This window comes from Streptomyces sp. NPDC001401 (genome assembly GCF_042895385.1).
Lineage (GTDB): Bacteria > Actinomycetota > Actinomycetes > Streptomycetales > Streptomycetaceae > Streptomyces.
The window spans coordinates 20,570-36,636 of record NZ_JBIAWI010000030.1; the positions used below are offsets into that span (position 1 = coordinate 20,570).

11 protein-coding genes and 3 pseudogenes are annotated in these 16,067 nt (G+C 72.1%); 7 read left to right on the plus strand and 7 right to left on the minus strand.

The window, feature by feature from the left end; genetic code table 11:
- Window positions 1–68: 68 nt before the first annotated feature.
- The 5 genes from ACFY10_RS51765 (at window position 69) to ACFY10_RS51785 (ending at window position 8,883) form a co-directional block, all read left to right on the plus strand.
- Window positions 69–1,808, plus strand: coding sequence for a fatty acyl-AMP ligase (locus tag ACFY10_RS51765; RefSeq protein WP_390672399.1), 1,740 nt, complete (start codon window positions 69–71; stop codon window positions 1,806–1,808).
- The gene (locus ACFY10_RS51770) at window positions 1,805–5,779 is read left to right on the plus strand and encodes an acyltransferase domain-containing protein (RefSeq protein ID WP_390672400.1); all 3,975 of its coding nucleotides are present in this window, start codon (window positions 1,805–1,807) and stop codon (window positions 5,777–5,779) included. The genes ACFY10_RS51765 and ACFY10_RS51770 overlap by 4 nt, the downstream gene beginning before the upstream one ends.
- A gap of 19 nt (window positions 5,780–5,798) precedes the next feature.
- Complete coding sequence (locus tag ACFY10_RS51775) at window positions 5,799–6,743, plus strand: alpha/beta hydrolase (protein ID WP_390672401.1); 945 nt, start codon at window positions 5,799–5,801, stop codon at window positions 6,741–6,743.
- 122 nt (window positions 6,744–6,865) lie between these two features.
- Window positions 6,866–8,095: a PucR family transcriptional regulator gene (locus tag ACFY10_RS51780; protein ID WP_390672402.1), complete on the plus strand. Its 1,230-nt coding sequence runs from the start codon at window positions 6,866–6,868 to the stop codon at window positions 8,093–8,095.
- Between the two features lie 143 nt (window positions 8,096–8,238).
- Window positions 8,239–8,883, plus strand: coding sequence for a cutinase family protein (locus tag ACFY10_RS51785; protein WP_390672403.1), 645 nt, complete (start codon window positions 8,239–8,241; stop codon window positions 8,881–8,883).
- A 69-nt stretch (window positions 8,884–8,952) separates the two neighbouring features.
- Here ACFY10_RS51785 and ACFY10_RS51790 read toward each other — a convergent pair whose 3' ends face one another.
- From ACFY10_RS51790 to ACFY10_RS51805, 4 genes are all read right to left on the minus strand, one after another.
- Window positions 8,953–10,683, minus strand: coding sequence for a hypothetical protein (locus ACFY10_RS51790; protein ID WP_390672404.1), 1,731 nt, complete (start codon window positions 10,681–10,683; stop codon window positions 8,953–8,955).
- A gap of 550 nt (window positions 10,684–11,233) precedes the next feature.
- Window positions 11,234–11,461 (minus strand): hypothetical protein, encoded by a 228-nt coding sequence (locus tag ACFY10_RS51795; protein ID WP_390672405.1) that lies wholly within the window; start codon window positions 11,459–11,461, stop codon window positions 11,234–11,236.
- 75 nt (window positions 11,462–11,536) lie between these two features.
- Entirely contained in the window at window positions 11,537–11,833 is a 297-nt protein-coding gene (locus ACFY10_RS51800) for a hypothetical protein (protein ID WP_390672406.1), read from the minus strand.
- Window positions 11,834–11,867: 34 nt separating this feature from the next.
- The gene (locus ACFY10_RS51805) at window positions 11,868–12,266 is read right to left on the minus strand and encodes a VOC family protein (protein ID WP_390672407.1); all 399 of its coding nucleotides are present in this window, start codon (window positions 12,264–12,266) and stop codon (window positions 11,868–11,870) included.
- 92 nt (window positions 12,267–12,358) lie between these two features.
- Here ACFY10_RS51805 and ACFY10_RS51810 point away from each other — a divergent pair, with 92 nt between their 5' ends.
- The gene (locus ACFY10_RS51810) at window positions 12,359–13,348 is read left to right on the plus strand and encodes a helix-turn-helix transcriptional regulator (protein ID WP_390672408.1); all 990 of its coding nucleotides are present in this window, start codon (window positions 12,359–12,361) and stop codon (window positions 13,346–13,348) included.
- Between the two features lie 19 nt (window positions 13,349–13,367).
- Here the strand turns inward: ACFY10_RS51810 and ACFY10_RS51815 are convergent.
- From ACFY10_RS51815 to ACFY10_RS51825, 3 genes and pseudogenes are all read right to left on the minus strand, one after another.
- Window positions 13,368–13,631, minus strand: a pseudogene (locus tag ACFY10_RS51815) (CoA-transferase); the annotation flags it as partial.
- Window positions 13,631–14,384: pseudogene (locus ACFY10_RS51820) on the minus strand (CoA transferase subunit A). The pseudogenes ACFY10_RS51815 and ACFY10_RS51820, both read right to left, overlap by 1 nt.
- 238 nt (window positions 14,385–14,622) lie before the next feature.
- Complete coding sequence (locus ACFY10_RS51825; protein WP_390672409.1) at window positions 14,623–15,018, minus strand: VOC family protein; 396 nt, start codon at window positions 15,016–15,018, stop codon at window positions 14,623–14,625.
- A gap of 183 nt (window positions 15,019–15,201) precedes the next feature.
- On the opposite strand from ACFY10_RS51825, the pseudogene ACFY10_RS51830 reads away from it, so the two are divergent.
- Window positions 15,202–15,981, plus strand: a pseudogene (locus ACFY10_RS51830) (transposase family protein); the annotation flags it as partial.
- Window positions 15,982–16,067: the final 86 nt, after the last annotated feature.

Sequence of the window (16,067 nt, forward strand, 5' to 3'; positions counted from 1 at the left end):
GCCCGGATCGCCCACTGCGACTGCTGTGATCCGCAAGCCGTACCCCGCGACGTTTGGAGCCATGCCCCATGGACAGCCGCCGCCCCCCGCTCGCGCCCGCGTTCCGGAGTCTGCCGGAGTACGTGCGGCACTGGGCCGACACCACCCCCGACCGCCGGGCGTTCACCTTCGTCGACCATCCCGCCCCGGGTTCGCGCGGCGTGCACCGCACCCTGACCTGGCGGCGCCTCGACCTGCGGGTGCGGGCGCTGGCCGCCCGGCTCGCCGAGGAGGCCGAGCCCGGAGCACGGGTGGCGCTGCTGTGCCCGCAGGGCACGGAGTACGTCACCGCGTTCCTGGCGGTCCTCGCCGCCGGCCTGGTCGCCGTACCGCTGTATCCGCCCGGCCTGCCGGGGCACGGCGACCGGCTCGCGGCCGTGTTCGCCGACGCGCGCCCGGCGGTCGCCGTGACGACGAGCCGCGCCCTGGACGAGGTCCGGGACTTCTGCGAGGGCACGGCGGTGCGGATCGTCGCCGCGGACCGGGTGCCCGACGCCGCCGCCGGGGACTGGCGGCCCGTGATGCCGGACGCCGCGGAGATCGCCTATCTGCAGTACACCTCCGGTTCGACCCGCACCCCGGCGGGCGTGGAGATCACCCATGCCAACGTCGTCGCCAACGCCCGTCAGGCGCTGGCCGCCTACGGCGCGGACGCCCACCCGGTGACCTGTGTGGGCTGGCTGCCGCTGTACCACGACATGGGGCTCGTGCTGAGCGTCGCCGCCCCGGTGGTGCGTGGTCTGTTGTCGGTGCTCATGGAGCCGGTGGCGTTCCTGCACGAGCCCGTGCGCTGGCTGCGGCTGCTCGCCACGCATCCGCGCGCGCTGAGCGCCGCGCCGAATTTCGCCTACGACTACTGCGCCTCCGTCGTCACCGAGGCGCAGAAGGCGGATCTGCGGCTGGACCAGGTCGCCGCGCTGATCAACGGCAGTGAGCCGGTCCGTCCGGGCACGGTGGACCGCTTCCACGCCGCCTTCGCCGGGCAGGGGCTGTCGCCGGACGTCCACTGCCCGTCGTACGGGCTGGCCGAGGCCACCGTGTTCGTCAGCGCGGCCCGGCCCGGCCGGCCGCTGTGCCGGTTCGCGCTCGACCGCGACGCCCTCGCCTCCGGGAAAGCTCTGCCCGCGCGGGCGGAGGATCCGCGAGCGGTGCTGCTGGCGGGTTGTGGCGCTCCGGCGGGCCAGCGGGTCCGCATCGTCGATCCCGTGTCCGGGGCCGTCCTGTCCGAGGGTGAGGTCGGGGAGATCCGGGTGCAGGGCCCCAACGTCGGCCGCGGCTACTGGAATCAGGAGCGGCAGACCCGGCTCGTCTTCGGCGCCGAGTCGGACGCCGGGCCGGGCGGCTGGCTGCGCACGGGTGATCTGGGGACGGTGCTGGACGGGCAGTTGATCGTCACCGGCCGGCTCAAGGACCTCATCGTCGTCGACGGCCGCAACCACTATCCGCAGGATGTGGAGGCCACGGCCCAGGACGCGCATCCGACCGTGCGGCGGGACCGGCTGGCCGCCTTCGGCGTGCCGGGCGGCGCGGGTGAGCGGGTGGTCGTCGTGGCCGAGCATGTGCGGGCCACGAGCCTCGCCGAGATGGACGTGCCGGCCGTCGTGGGCGCCGTGCGCGCCGCCGTCTCCGGCCGGCATGGGCTGCGGCTGGCCGAGGTCGTCCTCGTCGCGCCGGGCGTCGTGCCCCGCACCTCCAGCGGCAAGGTGTCGCGGGCGCTGACCCGTCAGCGGTATCTGGAGGGCGCGTACGCGGCGGAGCGTGCGCGGTGAGAGCGGTCGACGAGGGCGCGGTGCAGCGGCTGATCGCGCAGCGGGTGGCGGCGTGGAACGGGTCCGCCGCCGAGGCCGTCCCGATGGACCGGCCGCTGGCCGACCTCGGCATGTCCTCGCGGGACGCGGTGATCCTGGCCGGGGAGCTGTCCCGGCTCGCGGGGCGTGAGCTGCCGGCGACGCTGCTGTGGGAGGCGCCGACCGGCGATGCGCTGGTGGCCCGTCTGTGCGCCGCCGAGGCGGAGGCCTCGCCGGTGACCCAACCGGCTTCTGCATCGGCCGACTTGGGCGAGCCCGTCGCCGTCATCGGGGTCGGCTGCCGGCTGCCCGGGGGCGTGCACGGCCCGGGCGACTACTGGCGGCTGCTGAGCGAGGGCGTGGACGCGATCCGGCGGGTCCCCGAGGACCGGTGGCGGGACTTCACCGCGTTTCCGCCCGCCGACGCTCCCTCCTACGGCGGCTATCTCGACGACATCGCGGGCTTCGACGCCGACTTCTTCCGGATCACTCCGCGTGAGGCCGCGCTGATGGACCCGCAGCAGCGGATCCTGCTGGAGGTCGTCCTCGAGACGCTCGGCCATGCCGCCGTCCCGGCCGCTTCGCTCGCCGGCAGCGACACCGGGGTCTTCGTCGGTGTCTCGGCCCCCGAGTACGGCCGGCTCACCGGCGCCGATGCGGGCGCCGTCGACCCGTGGGCCCCGGCGGGTGCGGCGCTGAGTGTGACCGCTGGCCGGGTGGCGTATGTGCTGGACACCCGGGGGCCGAGCATGGCCGTCGACACCGCGTGTTCCTCCTCGCTGGTGGCCGTGCACCAGGCGTGCGTCAGCCTGCGCACGGGCGAGAGCGGCATGGCGATCGCCGCGGGCGTCAATGTGCTGCTCTCGCCGACGATCGGCGTGGCGTTCGGGCGGGCCGGGGCGCTTGCGCCGGACGGGCGGTGCAAGCCGTTCTCGGCGGCGGCCGACGGCATCGGACGCGGCGAGGGATGCGCGGTGGTGCTCCTGAAACGGCTGTCCGACGCCGAACGCGACGGCGACCGGATCCTGGCCGTCATCCGCGCCACGGCCGTCAACTCCGACGGCCGCTCCAACGGCCTCCTGGCACCCAACCCGACAAGCCAGCAAGCCCTGTTGGCGACCGCCTACGCCCGGGCCGGACTCGACCCGTCCGGTGTCGACTACGTCGAGGCGCACGGCACCGGCACCCCGCTGGGCGACCCGATCGAGGCGGGCGCGCTCGGCGCCGTCCTCGCTGCGGGCCGGGATCCCGACCAGCCGCTGCTGCTGGGCTCGGTCAAGGGCAACCTGGGTCATCTGGAGTCGGCCGCGGGTGTCGCCGGGCTGGTCAAGACGGTGCTGGCGCTGCACCACGACGTCGTTCCGCCCTCGCTGCACTGCGCGGACGGCAGCGCCCTGGACGACGAGCGGCTGCGGGTGGTGACCGAGCCCGAGCCGTGGCCGCGGTACCGCGGCACGGCCACCGCCGGGGTCTCCGGGTTCGGCTTCGGCGGCACCAACGCCCATGCGGTGCTGGAGGAATGGCGGCCCGCCGTCCAGTCGCCGCCGTCCGCCGAGGAACCGGCCGCCCGCCTCCACCTCCTCTCCGACGTCGACACCGAACGCCTCCGGGACACCGCGGCCCGGCTCGCCGACTGGCTCCGTACACCCCCGGCAGGTGAGGCGCGCCTGGCCGACGTGGCCCGCACCCTCGCCGGACGGGCCGGCCGCGGACCCGTGCGGGCTGCCGTCGCCGCCGGTGACCGTGGTGAACTCGCCGATGCGCTGGGGGTGTTGGCGCAGGGCCGGCCCCACGCCCGGGCCCTGACCGGCGAGGGTGATCGCATCGGGCGCGGCCCGGTGTGGGTGTTCTCCGGGTACGGCAGCCAGTGGGCCGGCATGGGCCGCCGGCTGCTGGCCGAGGAACCCGCCTTCGCCTCCGCCGTGGAGAAGCTCGACGCCCAACTCGCCCCGGAATGCGGGCTCTCCCTCTACGACCACCTGGCCTCCGGCGACGGCTTCGACCGGCTGGAGGTCGCCCAGCCCGTCCTGTTCGGCCTCCAGGTCGCGCTCGCCGAGCTGTGGCGCTCCTACGGCGTCGAACCCGCCGCCGTCATCGGCCACTCCATGGGCGAGGTCGCCGCCGCGGTGTGCGCGGGCGCCCTGGACGTGCCGGACGCGGCGCGCGTCGTCGCCGTACGGGCCCGGCTGCTCGCTCGGCTGCGGGGCGGCGCCATGGCCGTCGTCGATGTCGACGACGCCGAACTCGCCGCCCTGCAAAGGGACTTCCCCGGTGTCCACGTCGCCGTCCACTCCTCCCCCGGGCAGAAGGTGGTCACCGGCGAGGAGCCTGCGGTGGCCCGGCTGGTGCGGCGGCTGGAGGAGGAGGGGCGGGCCGCCCGCGCCATGCGGGTCGTCGGCGCCGGGCACTCACCCCAAGTCGACACCTTGTTACCGGAGTTGACCCATGCCTTGGCCGACGTCGAGGGCGGACAAGCGCACATCCCCGTCTACTCCACCGTCCTCGACGACCCCCGCGGCGAGGCCAACTTCGACGGCGCCCACTGGGCCGCGAACCTGCGGCGGCCCGTACACCTCGAGCGAGCGGTGGCGGCCGCCGCAGCCGACGGCCACACCGCCTTCGTCGAGATCTCGCCCCACCCGGTACTGCTGCGGGCCGTCGCCGACACCGTGCCCGGCGCCCTCACCGTCGGCACGCTGCGCCGCGACGGCGACGACCTGGCCGCGTTCCTGGGCGAGTTGGGGGCCCTGTACACGGCGGGGCATCGTCTGCCGTTGCCGTCCGGTCGCGTCATCGACCTGCCCGCGCCGCGCTGGCGGCACGTGCGGCACTGGTGGACGGACGGGGGGCGTACGGCGAGCACCGCCGCCGCCCCGGCGGAACCGGTCACCGCGCCGCCTGATGCCTCCGTCACCGCCCGGCTGTGTCACCACATCGCCGCCGTCACTGGCCATACCCCGACCCGGATCACCCCCTCCACCGCCCTGGCCGACCTCGGCCTGGACTCCCTGATGGCCGTCCGCATTCGCACCGCCCTGGAGCGCGAGTTCGGCATCGAACTCCAGCTGCGCGAGCTGCTCGGCACCCCCACGGTCGAGCAACTCGCCGAGCGCATCGGGCAAGCGCTCCCGGCCGGGGACGGCACACCTCTGCGTACTGTGCGCGCCGGCGGCTCCCGCCCGCCGCTGTTCCTCGTGCACGCCGCCGGCGGAACCACCGACGTCTACCGGGCGCTGGCGGACCGGCTCGCAGACGACCGGCCGGTGTACGGGCTGGAAAGGGTCGAACAGGCCCGTACGGTGACCGAGAAGGCAAGCCGCTACGCCGAGGTCATCGCCGCCGCCCACCCCAACGGGCCCTGTCTGCTGGGTGGTTGGTCCTTCGGCGGCTTCGTCGCCCAGGAGACCGCGCGGCAGCTGACCGCCGCCGGGCGGGAGGTGGAGCTGGTGGTGCTCATCGACTCCGTACGGCCCCTGGCCCGGCCCGGGCACACGCCGGACGACCGGATCCGCGCGCACTTCACGGGCTTCGCCCGCCACGTCGCCGACACCTACGGGGTCCGGCTGGAGCTGCCGTACGACGAGCTCGTGGCGGCGGACGACGACGGTGAGCGCATCGACACCGTGCTGCGGGCCCTGCGCGAGGCCGCCGACGTGCCCGCTGCCGTCCTGGAGCACCAGCGCTCCTCCTACCTGGACCTGAGGATCGGCGAGGCCCACCGGCCGGGCCGCTACGACGGGCGCGTGGTCCTGTACCGGGCCGTCGAGCCCGCTCCGCACACCGTGCGCGACCCGGCCTACGAGCGGGACGACGAGACGCTGGGCTGGGACGAGGTGTGCCCGCGGCTGACCGTCGTACGGGTCGGCGGCCACCATCTCTCCCTTCTCGACCCGCCGCACGTCGACGAGATCGCCGCCCGGCTGCGGCGGGAGCTCGCCGAGCAGACCCGCTGAACCCATCCCAGGAGCCGCCATGCCCCACCCCCACCGCACCACCGGAGTGTCCCGGCGCGCCGTCACCAAGGCCGCGGCTGTCGCCGGTCTGGCCACCCTGTTCGGCGCCGTCGCCGGCACCGCGCGGGCCGCGACGCAGCTCGGGCCGCGCACCTTTGATGTGTCCGTGGCCTCCGCCGCCCTGGGCCGCAGCGCCCCGGTGCGGCTGATCCTGCCGTCGAACTTCGACACGCAGACGGGCCGCACCTACCCCGTGCTGTATCTGCTGCACGGCGCCCACGACGACTACACGTCCTGGACCCGGGAGACCGACATCGAGCCCTTCACCGCGGGCAGGGACCTGATCGTGGCGATGCCGGACGGGGGCCCCACCGGCATCCCCACCGCCTGGCTCAGCGGCCCCGACTACGAGACGTTCCAGCTCACCGAGGTGCAGGCGATGCTGAAGCGGGACTACCGGGCCTCGGGGGTGCGGGCGGTCGCCGGGGTCTCCACCGGCGGCTACGGCGCCATGGCGCACGCGGCCCGCCATCCGGGCGCCTTCGCCGCCGCGGCCTCCTACAGCGGCATCCTCGACACCACCGCGCCCGGCGTGCCCACCCTGGTCGCCGCCATCGTGGCCCGCGAGAACCTGGCGCCCCTGTCCCTGTGGGGCAACCCGGTCCTGAACCTCCTCACCTGGCGCGACTTCAACCCGCGGGCCCGCGCCGCGGGGCTGCGCAGCACTTCCCTGTACGTCTCCAACGGCAGCGGAGTGGTCGGCGGGAGCGGCGACTGGCTGCCCGAGGCACTGGAGAGCGCCCTGTGGCCCTCCGCCCACAGCTTCACCGACGCCCTCACCCGCCTGGGGATCGCTGTCACCACCCACTTCTACGCAGGCGGAGGACACAGCTGGGCGTACTGGAAACCGGAGTTCACCGCGTCGTGGCCGATGCTCGCCGGTGCACTGGGACTGCCGGAGTGATGTCGGTGCCGTCGGGGCACGGAACGGAGCGCAGGGACCGTCCGTCCAACACAGGACTTGTCCCTCGTCCCACGGGAAACACTCCGCGGGTGAGCCGCCTCCGGCTGGAAGGAGTGTCCGCGATGGCCGTCCCCACCCCGCACGGCGGGCCCGCCGGTCCGGCATCCCCCTCGATGCCGGCCGACCTCGCCGAGTTGCTCCGTGCCCAGCTCGAAGCGGTCGCCGACGAGGTCGAGGACGAGGTCCGCAGCCAGGTTCCCGAGTACGCGGGCCCCGCGGACGGGATGTACGCCAGGAACCTGCGGGCCGGGGTGGTGCAGGCGCTGACCCTGTTCGTCGACCACATCGCCGACCCGCGCGGGCGGGGCGACGCGATCGCGTCGACGTACTACGAACTCGGGCGCGCCGTGGCCCTGGAGGACCGCAGTCTGGACGCCCTGCAGTCCGCGCTGCGGATCGGGGGGATGCACGCCTGGCGGCTGATGGGCCGTACGGCGGAGGAGTTGGGACTGGACTCGGCGGTGGTGGCCGCGCTGGGCGAGCTCGCGTTCCGTACCGTGCACGAGGTGGCCGAGGCGGCCGCGGCCGGCTATGCGGAGGGCAGGCTGCGCAGCACGGGCGAGCTGGAGCGGCGGCGCAGGCGCCTGCTCGATCTGCTGCTGGGCGAGGGGCCGGTGCCGTTGGAGGCCGTACAGGATCTGGCGCACGGCGCCCGCTGGTCGGTGCCCCGGCAGGTGGCGGTCGTCGCGCTCGCGGCCTGCCCGGACCGGGGCGAGGAGGAGCGGCCGCTGGCGGCCGCCGGGGCGCTGGTGGACGTGGAGTCCCGGCCGCCGCGGATGCTGCTGCCCGATCCGGACGGTTCGGGCCGCTTCGGCGGCCGCGCGTTCGCTCTCGCGCTGCGCGGCCGCCCGGCCGCGATCGGCCCGACGGTGCCCCTTGCCGAGGCCGCGCAGTCGCTGCGCTGGGCCGCCCGGGCACTGCGGCTGATGGGACGCGGGATCCTGCCCCGGCAGGGCGTGGTGCGGTGCGCCGACCACCTCTCGACCCTGCTGCTGCACGGGGACGAGCCGCTGCTCGCCCAGTTGGAGACGCGCGCCCTCGCACCGCTGGAGACAGCCTCCGAGGGGCAGCGGCCCCGGCTCGCCGAGACGCTGCTGGCCTGGCTGCTCAGCGGCAGCAACGTGCCCGACGTCGCCGCCCGCCTGCACATCCACCCGCAGACGGTCCGCTACCGCCTGCGCCAGCTGGAGAAGCTCTTCGGGGACGCCCTGCACGACCCCGGCACCCGCCTGGACCTCATCCTGGCACTGCGCGCCGAGGAACTACGGGACCAGGAAACGCCCTCCGCGTAGGCAATTCCCGCCGACTCACCTCAGCTCAAGAAACCGCGAAACTTCTGAATTCCCATACATAACACCCCGTCAGAAAAAGCGAATACGTTCGGGACGTCCTTTTCCGCAGGCGCACAGCGCGCCCGACCCTCCAAAGGATCCCCATGCGTATTCGCTTGTGCCTCGCCGCGCTCTCGCTGGCCGGCGGGGCGGCCGGACTGGCCACCGTCTCGACACCCACGGCATCCGCCGCCACCTGCCCGGACATCGACGTCGTCGCAGCTCGTGGCACCTTCGAGCCGGGCACCCTCGGTGCGATCGTCGGCGACCCGGTGTATTCCGCCCTGCAGAAGAAGCTGACGGGCAAGAACCTCACCAGCTACAAGGTGAATTACCCCGCGGACCTTTCCCTCACCTCGGCCGCCCAGGGCAATGCCGACCTCGTGAACCACGTCAACAGCCAGGCCGCGGCCTGCCCGAATCAGCGTTTCGTGCTCGTCGGCTATTCGCAGGGCGCGAACGTCGTCGACAACTCCATCGGAATCAGCAGCGACGGCGCGGTGGTCGGCAGCCCCATCGTGGCCACCATTCCCGCCGCACTCGAACCGAAGGTCGCCGCGGTGCTGCTGTTCGGCAATCCGATCCGGGCCCTCGGCAAGAGCGTCACCGGCAGCTACCAGAGCCGCACCATCGACTTCTGCGCCAAGGGCGACCCCATCTGCGAGAACGGCGGCAACGACGTCCTCGCGCACCTCGGCTACACCTCCGACGCGGACGCGGCGGCCGCCTTCGCCGCGGGCAAGATCTGAGTGCGGCAGGCCATGAGCGTTGGGCCCGGGAGGATCTCCTTCCCGGGCCCAACAGCTGTGCGGGCAGCGCTACTTGGGATCCTCTGCGAATTGCGCGAGGTGGGTGGAGACGGGTTCGGGCCGCCCGTTGTTCTGCACGGGCGCCGCGGTGAGCACGTCGAGGTGCTGGTAGCCGTCGGCGACCACCGGGTGGAGGCCGGCCGGGATGCGGCCCGCCAGCAGCCCGTCGCCCGCGAGCACGGTGAGCGTCGGGTTGGCGGTGAGCCCCTCGGGGTGCACGACCAGCTGCTTCACCTGCGGGTAGGTGGCCAGTTCGAGGTCGGTGACCAGTTTGGTGGGGAAGTACTGCTCGGTGAAGTCCAGCGGCTGCTCGGCCAGGCTGCGGGCCAACTCCCCGATGTCGGTGACCTCCTTGCCTGCATTGGTGAACGGCCTGCCGTCGGCCGACCGGTAGCCGGGGTCGTCGGCGGCGCCGACACGGTCGTAATTGCGCCATGTGTAGAGCGGGCCGTGCGGCTGGGCCGGGATCGCCTTGTACTCGACGCCGAACAGTCCCGGCTGCTGTGAACTGCCGTTGGCGGCTGGGAAGTTCTTGTCGGTGATGGGCCCGCCGTCGAAGAAGCCGACGCTGCTCTGCAGGAAGGCCAGCGGTACGGAGTTGTCGTCCAGCAGCGCCCCGAGCACGGCCGCGTTGGTGAGCCGGAAGTCCTTCACCGCGGGAGAGCCGGTGAGGAAGGTGGCGGTGTCCTTGGAGAACAGGAAGCGGTTGGTGGCCTCGATGTTGGTGTTGGCGGGCAGATAGGACGGCAGGTCGGCCTCGGCGCCCGGAGCCTGTACGGCGCCCACGCCGGCGATGGCCAGCAGGGTCATGGTCTCGGGGTTGAGCAGCACCGGCGCGGACAGCGAGCGGGGCAGCACCCCGCTGTCGAGACCCGTCTGTACGGCGCCGTAACCGAGGCCCACGTCCGGCAGGTTGGTGTCGTCCGGCGTGCTGCCGCTCAGGTCGCCCAGGGAGGTGGAGACGGTGGTGTCGAGGGCGAAGTAGCCGGCGCACTGGTTGTATCCCGCGTCGCTCGTGGTGCCCGGGTCGCCGTCGAAGTCGGCGGCGGCGAAGTAGCCGGTGATCACGCCGCCGAGCGAGTGTCCTCCGCACAGCACCTTGCGCTTGCGCAGCGCCTGGCCGGGCAACTCGGCGGCGAGCAGGTCGTATTGGTCGCGCACGGTCTGCTCGATGCCGAGCTTGGCCATCCAGCCCAGCCGGTCGTTGCCCACGAACCCGGCGAAGGTGCGGCCGTCGACCCGTTTGCCGCGGTAGTAGTAGTCGACGGCCGTGTGCTGGTCGCCGGAGGCGATGCCGGTGCGGTCCTCCAGGCAGTTGGAGCGCCGGTCCAGGGCCCAGAACTCGATGTGCCGCCCCTGCTCGGCGGCGCGCGCCACGGTGTCGCGGGCGACGCTGTCGAACGCTCCCGCCCCCTCCAGGATGCCCGGCTGGGCGACGAGGATCCGGTCGGCGTCGGCGGACGCCCGCGGCCCGTCGGAGGAGCGGTACCGCAGATACGACAGCCAGTCGCACGCGGCCGGGCGGGCGCCGAAGGACGCCGGCAGCGGGATCTTCACCCGCACCACCGACTCGCTCACTCCGGCGACCGGACTCGTCGACGCCACGGGCATCTCGGTCCGCGCACTGTCCCCCTGCGCGTCCGGGGCGGTCACGGTGATCGCCCCCGTGGTCAGCAGCACCGCCAGCACGGCGCTGCGCAGGGTCTTCGCGGTTGTTCCTCTGCTGCGGCTCGTGTCCATGGCCGGACCGTAGGACCGCGAGGACCGCGCGTTCGGGCAGTGCTCACAAAGACTCAGCTCCTGGGGGCTTCTTTGTCACCTCGGTGCGGTGGCCGGTTCGGTCCGCGCATTGGTCACGCGGGGGCTTGTGGCAGCGATTCGGGAGAGCAGGCGGATGCCGCCGGTGTTGCCGGAGACGCCGGCCGCGGGCACGTTGGCGGAGGTCTTGTCTTTGGCCGCGCACCACACCCGAGGAGCAGCAGGAGATCATCCGGTGCTACGACGCCCTGCGCTCCGCCCGCGCCGACGAGGTCGCCGCGGCCATCTCCGTCGAGAACGGCTCGGCCGACTGGTTCACCAAAGCCGGCCAGCTCTTCCTGACCCGCCAGGTCAACGCCTACCTCAAGGCGGCCGAGGAGTTCGGCTGGGAGGAGGCCCATTCCGGGCCAGCGTGCCGTTGTAGCGCTCGGCCTTCCCGTTCGTCCGCGGGGTGTAGGGCGTCGTGCGTTTGTGCTTCGTGCCCGCCGCGGCGAGCGCGTCGGCCCATGTCCGGGAGCGGTAGCAGGAGCCGTTATCGGTCAGGACGCGGCGTATCTGCGTGATGTCGTGGGCGGCGAAGAAGGCGACGGCCCGGTACCAAGGCGACTGCGGTCACGGCCTTCTCGTCCTCCAGGGCCTCGGCGTAGGCCAGCCGGGAGTGGTCGTCGAGCGCGGGGTGCAGGTACGTATAGCCGACTTTCCCGGTGCCCGGCCCGGTGCGTTTGGAGGCGCGGGCGGCGCCGGTTCCGACGCCGTGCATGCGCCAGCCGCCGTGTGGGATGCGTCCGAGCTTCTTGATGTCGACGTGGACCAGGTCGCCGACCCGGTTGTGGCCCTAGCGGATGACCTCGCGCAGCTGCTCGCCGGTCGGTGGGTCGAGGTCCCGGAGCCGGTTGAGTCCTCGCCTCACCAGGATGCGGTGGACGGTCGCGGGCGCGCGTGTGAGGCCGTGCAGCCGCTGCAGGTCGGCGGCGAGCCGGGCCGGCCCGTGCTTGGTGTGCGCTGTCGGACGTCCGGCGTCGATCCGCAGACACAGGCGCAGACGTCCTTCGGGGGTCAGCGGTGCGTTCCGATGTCCCCTGCCGGTGGCGCTCCCGGACTCGGCGGGCGCGTTCACCGGGAGCCCTGGCATCTCAGGGCTCCCGCGTGAGCGGCTGTGCGTGGCGTCAGCGTGCGAGCTTTTCGATGGCCGCCGGGGTGACGGGGGTGAAGAAGTTGACGAGGTTGCCGTCGGGGTCGCGGAACAGCAGCGACCGGTTGCCCCAGGGCATCGTGGTGGGCCCGGTGACGAAGTCGGTGACGAAGCCGGTCAGGTTCTGGTGTACGCGGTCCACGTCGTCGACGAGGAACTCGGTGATCACGCTGTGGTTGTCCGCCGGGCGGGCAGAGCCCGGGGCGAAAAGCGGGACGGTGCGGGTGCCGGCGATCGCGAGAGTGGCGCCCGCGGTCTTGAGTTCGGCGAAGTCCTCGGTGGCCCACGTCGCCTGCGCCCCGGTGGCTCGCTCGTAGAACTCGACGAGGCGCGCGACGTCGCTGGTGATGATGCGGATCGAGACGAAGTCCATGGAATCCCCTTGGCTGTGCTGGAGGCGTGCACTGCGCAGGCTAGGGGAAATAGTGGACAGAATCGGTCCTGTATTCGCGTTAGGCTGCGAACATGCCTCGACCCACCGGCCGCGTGCTGACACTCCTGGAGCTGCTGCAGTCGGGCGGCACCCGCACTGTGGCGGAACTCGCCGAGCGGCTCGCCGTCGAAGGGCGCACCGTGCGGCGGTATGTGGACCAGCTGATCGACCTGGACGTGCCCGTGGAATCGGTGCGCGGCCGCTACGGCGGGTACCGGCTCGCCCCCGGGTACCGCTTGCCTCCGCTCATGCTCAGCGACGACGAGGCGCTGGCCGTGCTGCTCGGCCTGATCGCCGGTCGCCGAGCGGGGTTGACGACGACGGAGCGCACGGCGAGCGAGACGGCATCGGCGAAGATCCGGCGGGTGCTGCCCAAGCACATCGCCCGCAGGCTCGACACACTCCTGGAGGCCGTCGCCTTCACGGATCAGCCCAGTGATTTCGACACCCCGAACGCCGAGGTCCTGCTCACCATCGCCGATGCGGCGCGCCACCGCCGACCGGTCTCGATCCGCTACACCGACCGTGACGGACGGCGCAGCGAACGCACGCTGCACGCGTACGGGATCGTCGCCCATGCGGGCCGGTGGTACGTCACGGGCCAGGACGCCCGGATCGGCGAGGACCGAACCTTCCGGCTCGACCGCATCACAGACGCACGAACCCTGCCCGGCTCGTTCGAAGCGCCCGCGGGTCCCGATCCGGCACATCGCCTGTTGTCAGCCTTCGCCACGGCCGAGTACCGGCACAAGGTGACCTTGCGGATCCACGGGACGGCTGAGCAGATCCGCGCCCGCCTTCCCGTCAGCGTCGCGAGCCTGGAGGAGTACGCGCCCGTGGCAGGCGAGGACCGGGCGACCGAGCGCTGGCTGCGCGTCGAGCTGCGGGCGGAGCGGCTCGACTGGTTGCCTCCGGTACTCGCCTCACTCGACCGGCCGTTCGTCATCGAGCGCCCCGATGAACTGCGCAACCTCGTCATCGCGCTCGCCGATCGCCTCGCGTCCTACGCCCGCCAAGCCTGAACGCGAGGAACCAATGTCAGGAGAGCGCGGAATCGAAGAACGAGGCGCCGGGCAGCACCGTGACGGTTTCCTTGCCGGCGTTGATGAGGTCGGGATCCACAGCATCGGGAGACGGGTAGGGGCCGGTACCCAGGATGCCGTTCTCGCAGTGCAGCACCACGTGCACGCTTTCGGGTATGAAGCCGGGGACGAGGGTGGGCAGTCCGATGCCGAGATTCACGTAGTCGCCATCGTGCAGCTCGGCCGCCCCGCGGGCGGCCATCTCGTTCCTGTTCCAGACCATCAGCCGGCCACCGTCCTCTTCTCGAACTGCTTGTCGGACGCCTGCTGTTCGGTGAGCGGTACGACGCGCTCACGAACACTCCGGGCAGATGAATCTCGTCCGCGCGCAGGGCTCCCGGCTCGACCAGTTCTTCGACCTCGGCGATGGTCACGCTGCCCGCCAAGACGGCAAGGGGGTTGCAGCTGCGGGCGGACTTGTCGAAGACGAGGTGGCCGTGCCGGCCTCCGCGAGCGGCCCGTACCAGTGCGAAGTCGCAGGTGATTGCTTCCTCGATGACGAAGGTGCGGTGCCGAAGGCCCGAGTCTCCTTCGCCGACGAAGCGATGACGATGCTGCCGTCGGCGTGGTGGCGCCTGGGGATGCCGCCGTCGGCGAGCGGGGTGCCGACGCCGGCGTGGGTGTAGAAAGCGGGGATGCCGCATCCGCCGGCACGCAGGCGCTCGGCGAGGGTGCCCTGTGGCACCAGTTCGACCTCGAGTTCGCCGATAGAGGTACTGACGGGCGAACTCCTTGTTCTCGCCGACGTAGGAGCCGCTGACCCGGGCGATACGGCCGGCCCCCAGCAGGATGCCGAGTCCGTGGTCGTCGGCACCGCAGCTGTTGGACACCACCCGCAGCGAGTGGGCTCCTTGCTCATGGAGTGCGGCGAGCCGGGTGCTGGGTATGCCGCTCAGACCGAATCCGCCGACGGCCACAGAGGCACCGTCGCCGATATCGGCGACGGCCGGGCTGCAGAGGGTGCTGTCTTGTCCATCGAGGTCCTTTGTTGTTCGGCTGATCTGCTGTGCGGCGTCCGGGTGGTGCGGCAGCGGAAGGGCCCAGGTGTCGGGGCGATCCCGGTGGAGCGTTCCCCGGCCTGGGCCCGGCGCAGACGGGCGTGCGCCAGCCTGCGCACCGCGATCAGTGGTGCTGCTACGAGTGAGCGGGCGTCAGTGAGGTCTTCTCGGCAACGTAGCGGTTGCGGTGTGTGACGGGGTGCGGGTGTCCGCGGCCTAGGTCTGCGGTGCCAGGGTGCGTAGGACGTCGAACTCGTTGCCCTCGGGGTCTGCCATGACTACCCAGTTTCGGTCTGGGCCCTGGCCCACGTCCGTCTTGGTGGCGCCGAGGCCGAGCAATCTGGTCACCTCGTCCTCGGTGCTGCCGTCGATCGGGCTGACGTCGAGGTGAAGCCGGTTTTTCACAGTCTTGTCCTCGGGCACCTGGATGAACACCAAGGTGGGCGGCATCTGGCGGGCCCGAACATCCTCGATAGTCGGCACCCAGGAGCCGATCTCGACCTTGCCCTCGCTCCGGTCGATCACCTTGAAGTCCAGGACCTCGCACCAGAAGGCCGCGAGCCTCTCCGGATCGTGGCAGTCAACGACCAACTCGGTGAACCTACTTGTCATGACTCTCCCAGATAGTGCGGACGGGACTCAGAGTATTGGCCCGTGCCGCCCGTCCGACAGATCCGCGATCTTCCTGGCTGGCCAGGCCATCAGACGGGCTTGATCCGGCATCAGATACGCGAGAAGCCCCTGGTAGGAACAGGTCTGCGAAGATCACGTTCCGGAACCCAGAGGCTTCACGCGTTGACCGGTATCACCTACACCGCAACACTCGACGTCGGCAGGGCGACCGCCGAGACTCTCGCCCAACTCTTGCGCGAGCACCGCGAACGGCTCGGCACCCGCAGGGGGACCCGCGCTCTGGGCGTCTTCAAGCAGGTTGTCCTGGTGCTGCGGTGGTTCGTCGACGGGACCCGGCTGGCCCAACTCGCCCGGGACAACGGGGTTTCGGTGCCCACCGCGTACCGCTACTTGCACGAAGGGCTGACGGTGCTCGCCGACCACGCCCCGGATCTGTCCGCCGCGCTGGAACGGGCGGCGGCCGCCGGCTACACCCATCTCAACCTGGACGGCACCGTCATCCGTACTGACCGCGTCGCCGCCCCCGGCCCCAAAGGCGCCGACCTCTGGTGGTCCGGGAAGCACAAGCACCACGGCGGCAACGTCCAGGTCATCTCCGCGCCCGACGGCTGGCCGATCTGGGTCTCCCCGGTCCGCCCCGGCCGCGAGCATGACACCACCTGCGCCCGCGCCCACGGCCTGGTCGACGCCCTCAACCGGCTCGCATCCACTCTGGACATTCCCACCCTGACCGACCTCGGCTACGAGAACGCCGGCGACGGCTTCTGTCACCCGGTCAAGAAGCCCAAGAGCAGCGAACTCGACGACGAGCAGCAGGCGTTCAACCGGGTCATCCGAGGCGTCCATGCGGTCGCCGAGCGGGCCAACGCCCTGCTCAAGGTCACCTTCAAGGCCCTGCGCCGGGTCAGCCTCGACCCCAGCGGCATCACCCGGATCGGTGCGACTATTTCCCCGCATCTCGATGGCCTTGGTACCCGCAGCGCCGAGATCGATTGGCGAAGGGGCGCTCTGGCAACCAGTCAGGTCGC

Coding starts and splice junctions, on each gene's coding strand:
- ACFY10_RS51805 (WP_390672407.1), bottom strand. CDS start 12,266: ATGGACTTCGTCTCGATCCGCATCATCACCAGCGACGTCGCGCGCCTC.
- ACFY10_RS51780 (WP_390672402.1), top strand. CDS start 6,866: ATGGCCGTCCCCACCCCGCACGGCGGGCCCGCCGGTCCGGCATCCCCC.
- ACFY10_RS51775 (WP_390672401.1), top strand. CDS start 5,799: ATGCCCCACCCCCACCGCACCACCGGAGTGTCCCGGCGCGCCGTCACC.
- ACFY10_RS51810 (WP_390672408.1), top strand. CDS start 12,359: ATGCCTCGACCCACCGGCCGCGTGCTGACACTCCTGGAGCTGCTGCAG.
- ACFY10_RS51790 (WP_390672404.1), bottom strand. CDS start 10,683: ATGGACACGAGCCGCAGCAGAGGAACAACCGCGAAGACCCTGCGCAGC.
- ACFY10_RS51800 (WP_390672406.1), bottom strand. CDS start 11,833: ATGCCAGGGCTCCCGGTGAACGCGCCCGCCGAGTCCGGGAGCGCCACC.
- ACFY10_RS51765 (WP_390672399.1), top strand. CDS start 69: ATGGACAGCCGCCGCCCCCCGCTCGCGCCCGCGTTCCGGAGTCTGCCG.
- ACFY10_RS51795 (WP_390672405.1), bottom strand. CDS start 11,461: ATGCACGGCGTCGGAACCGGCGCCGCCCGCGCCTCCAAACGCACCGGG.
- ACFY10_RS51785 (WP_390672403.1), top strand. CDS start 8,239: ATGCGTATTCGCTTGTGCCTCGCCGCGCTCTCGCTGGCCGGCGGGGCG.
- ACFY10_RS51825 (WP_390672409.1), bottom strand. CDS start 15,018: ATGACAAGTAGGTTCACCGAGTTGGTCGTTGACTGCCACGATCCGGAG.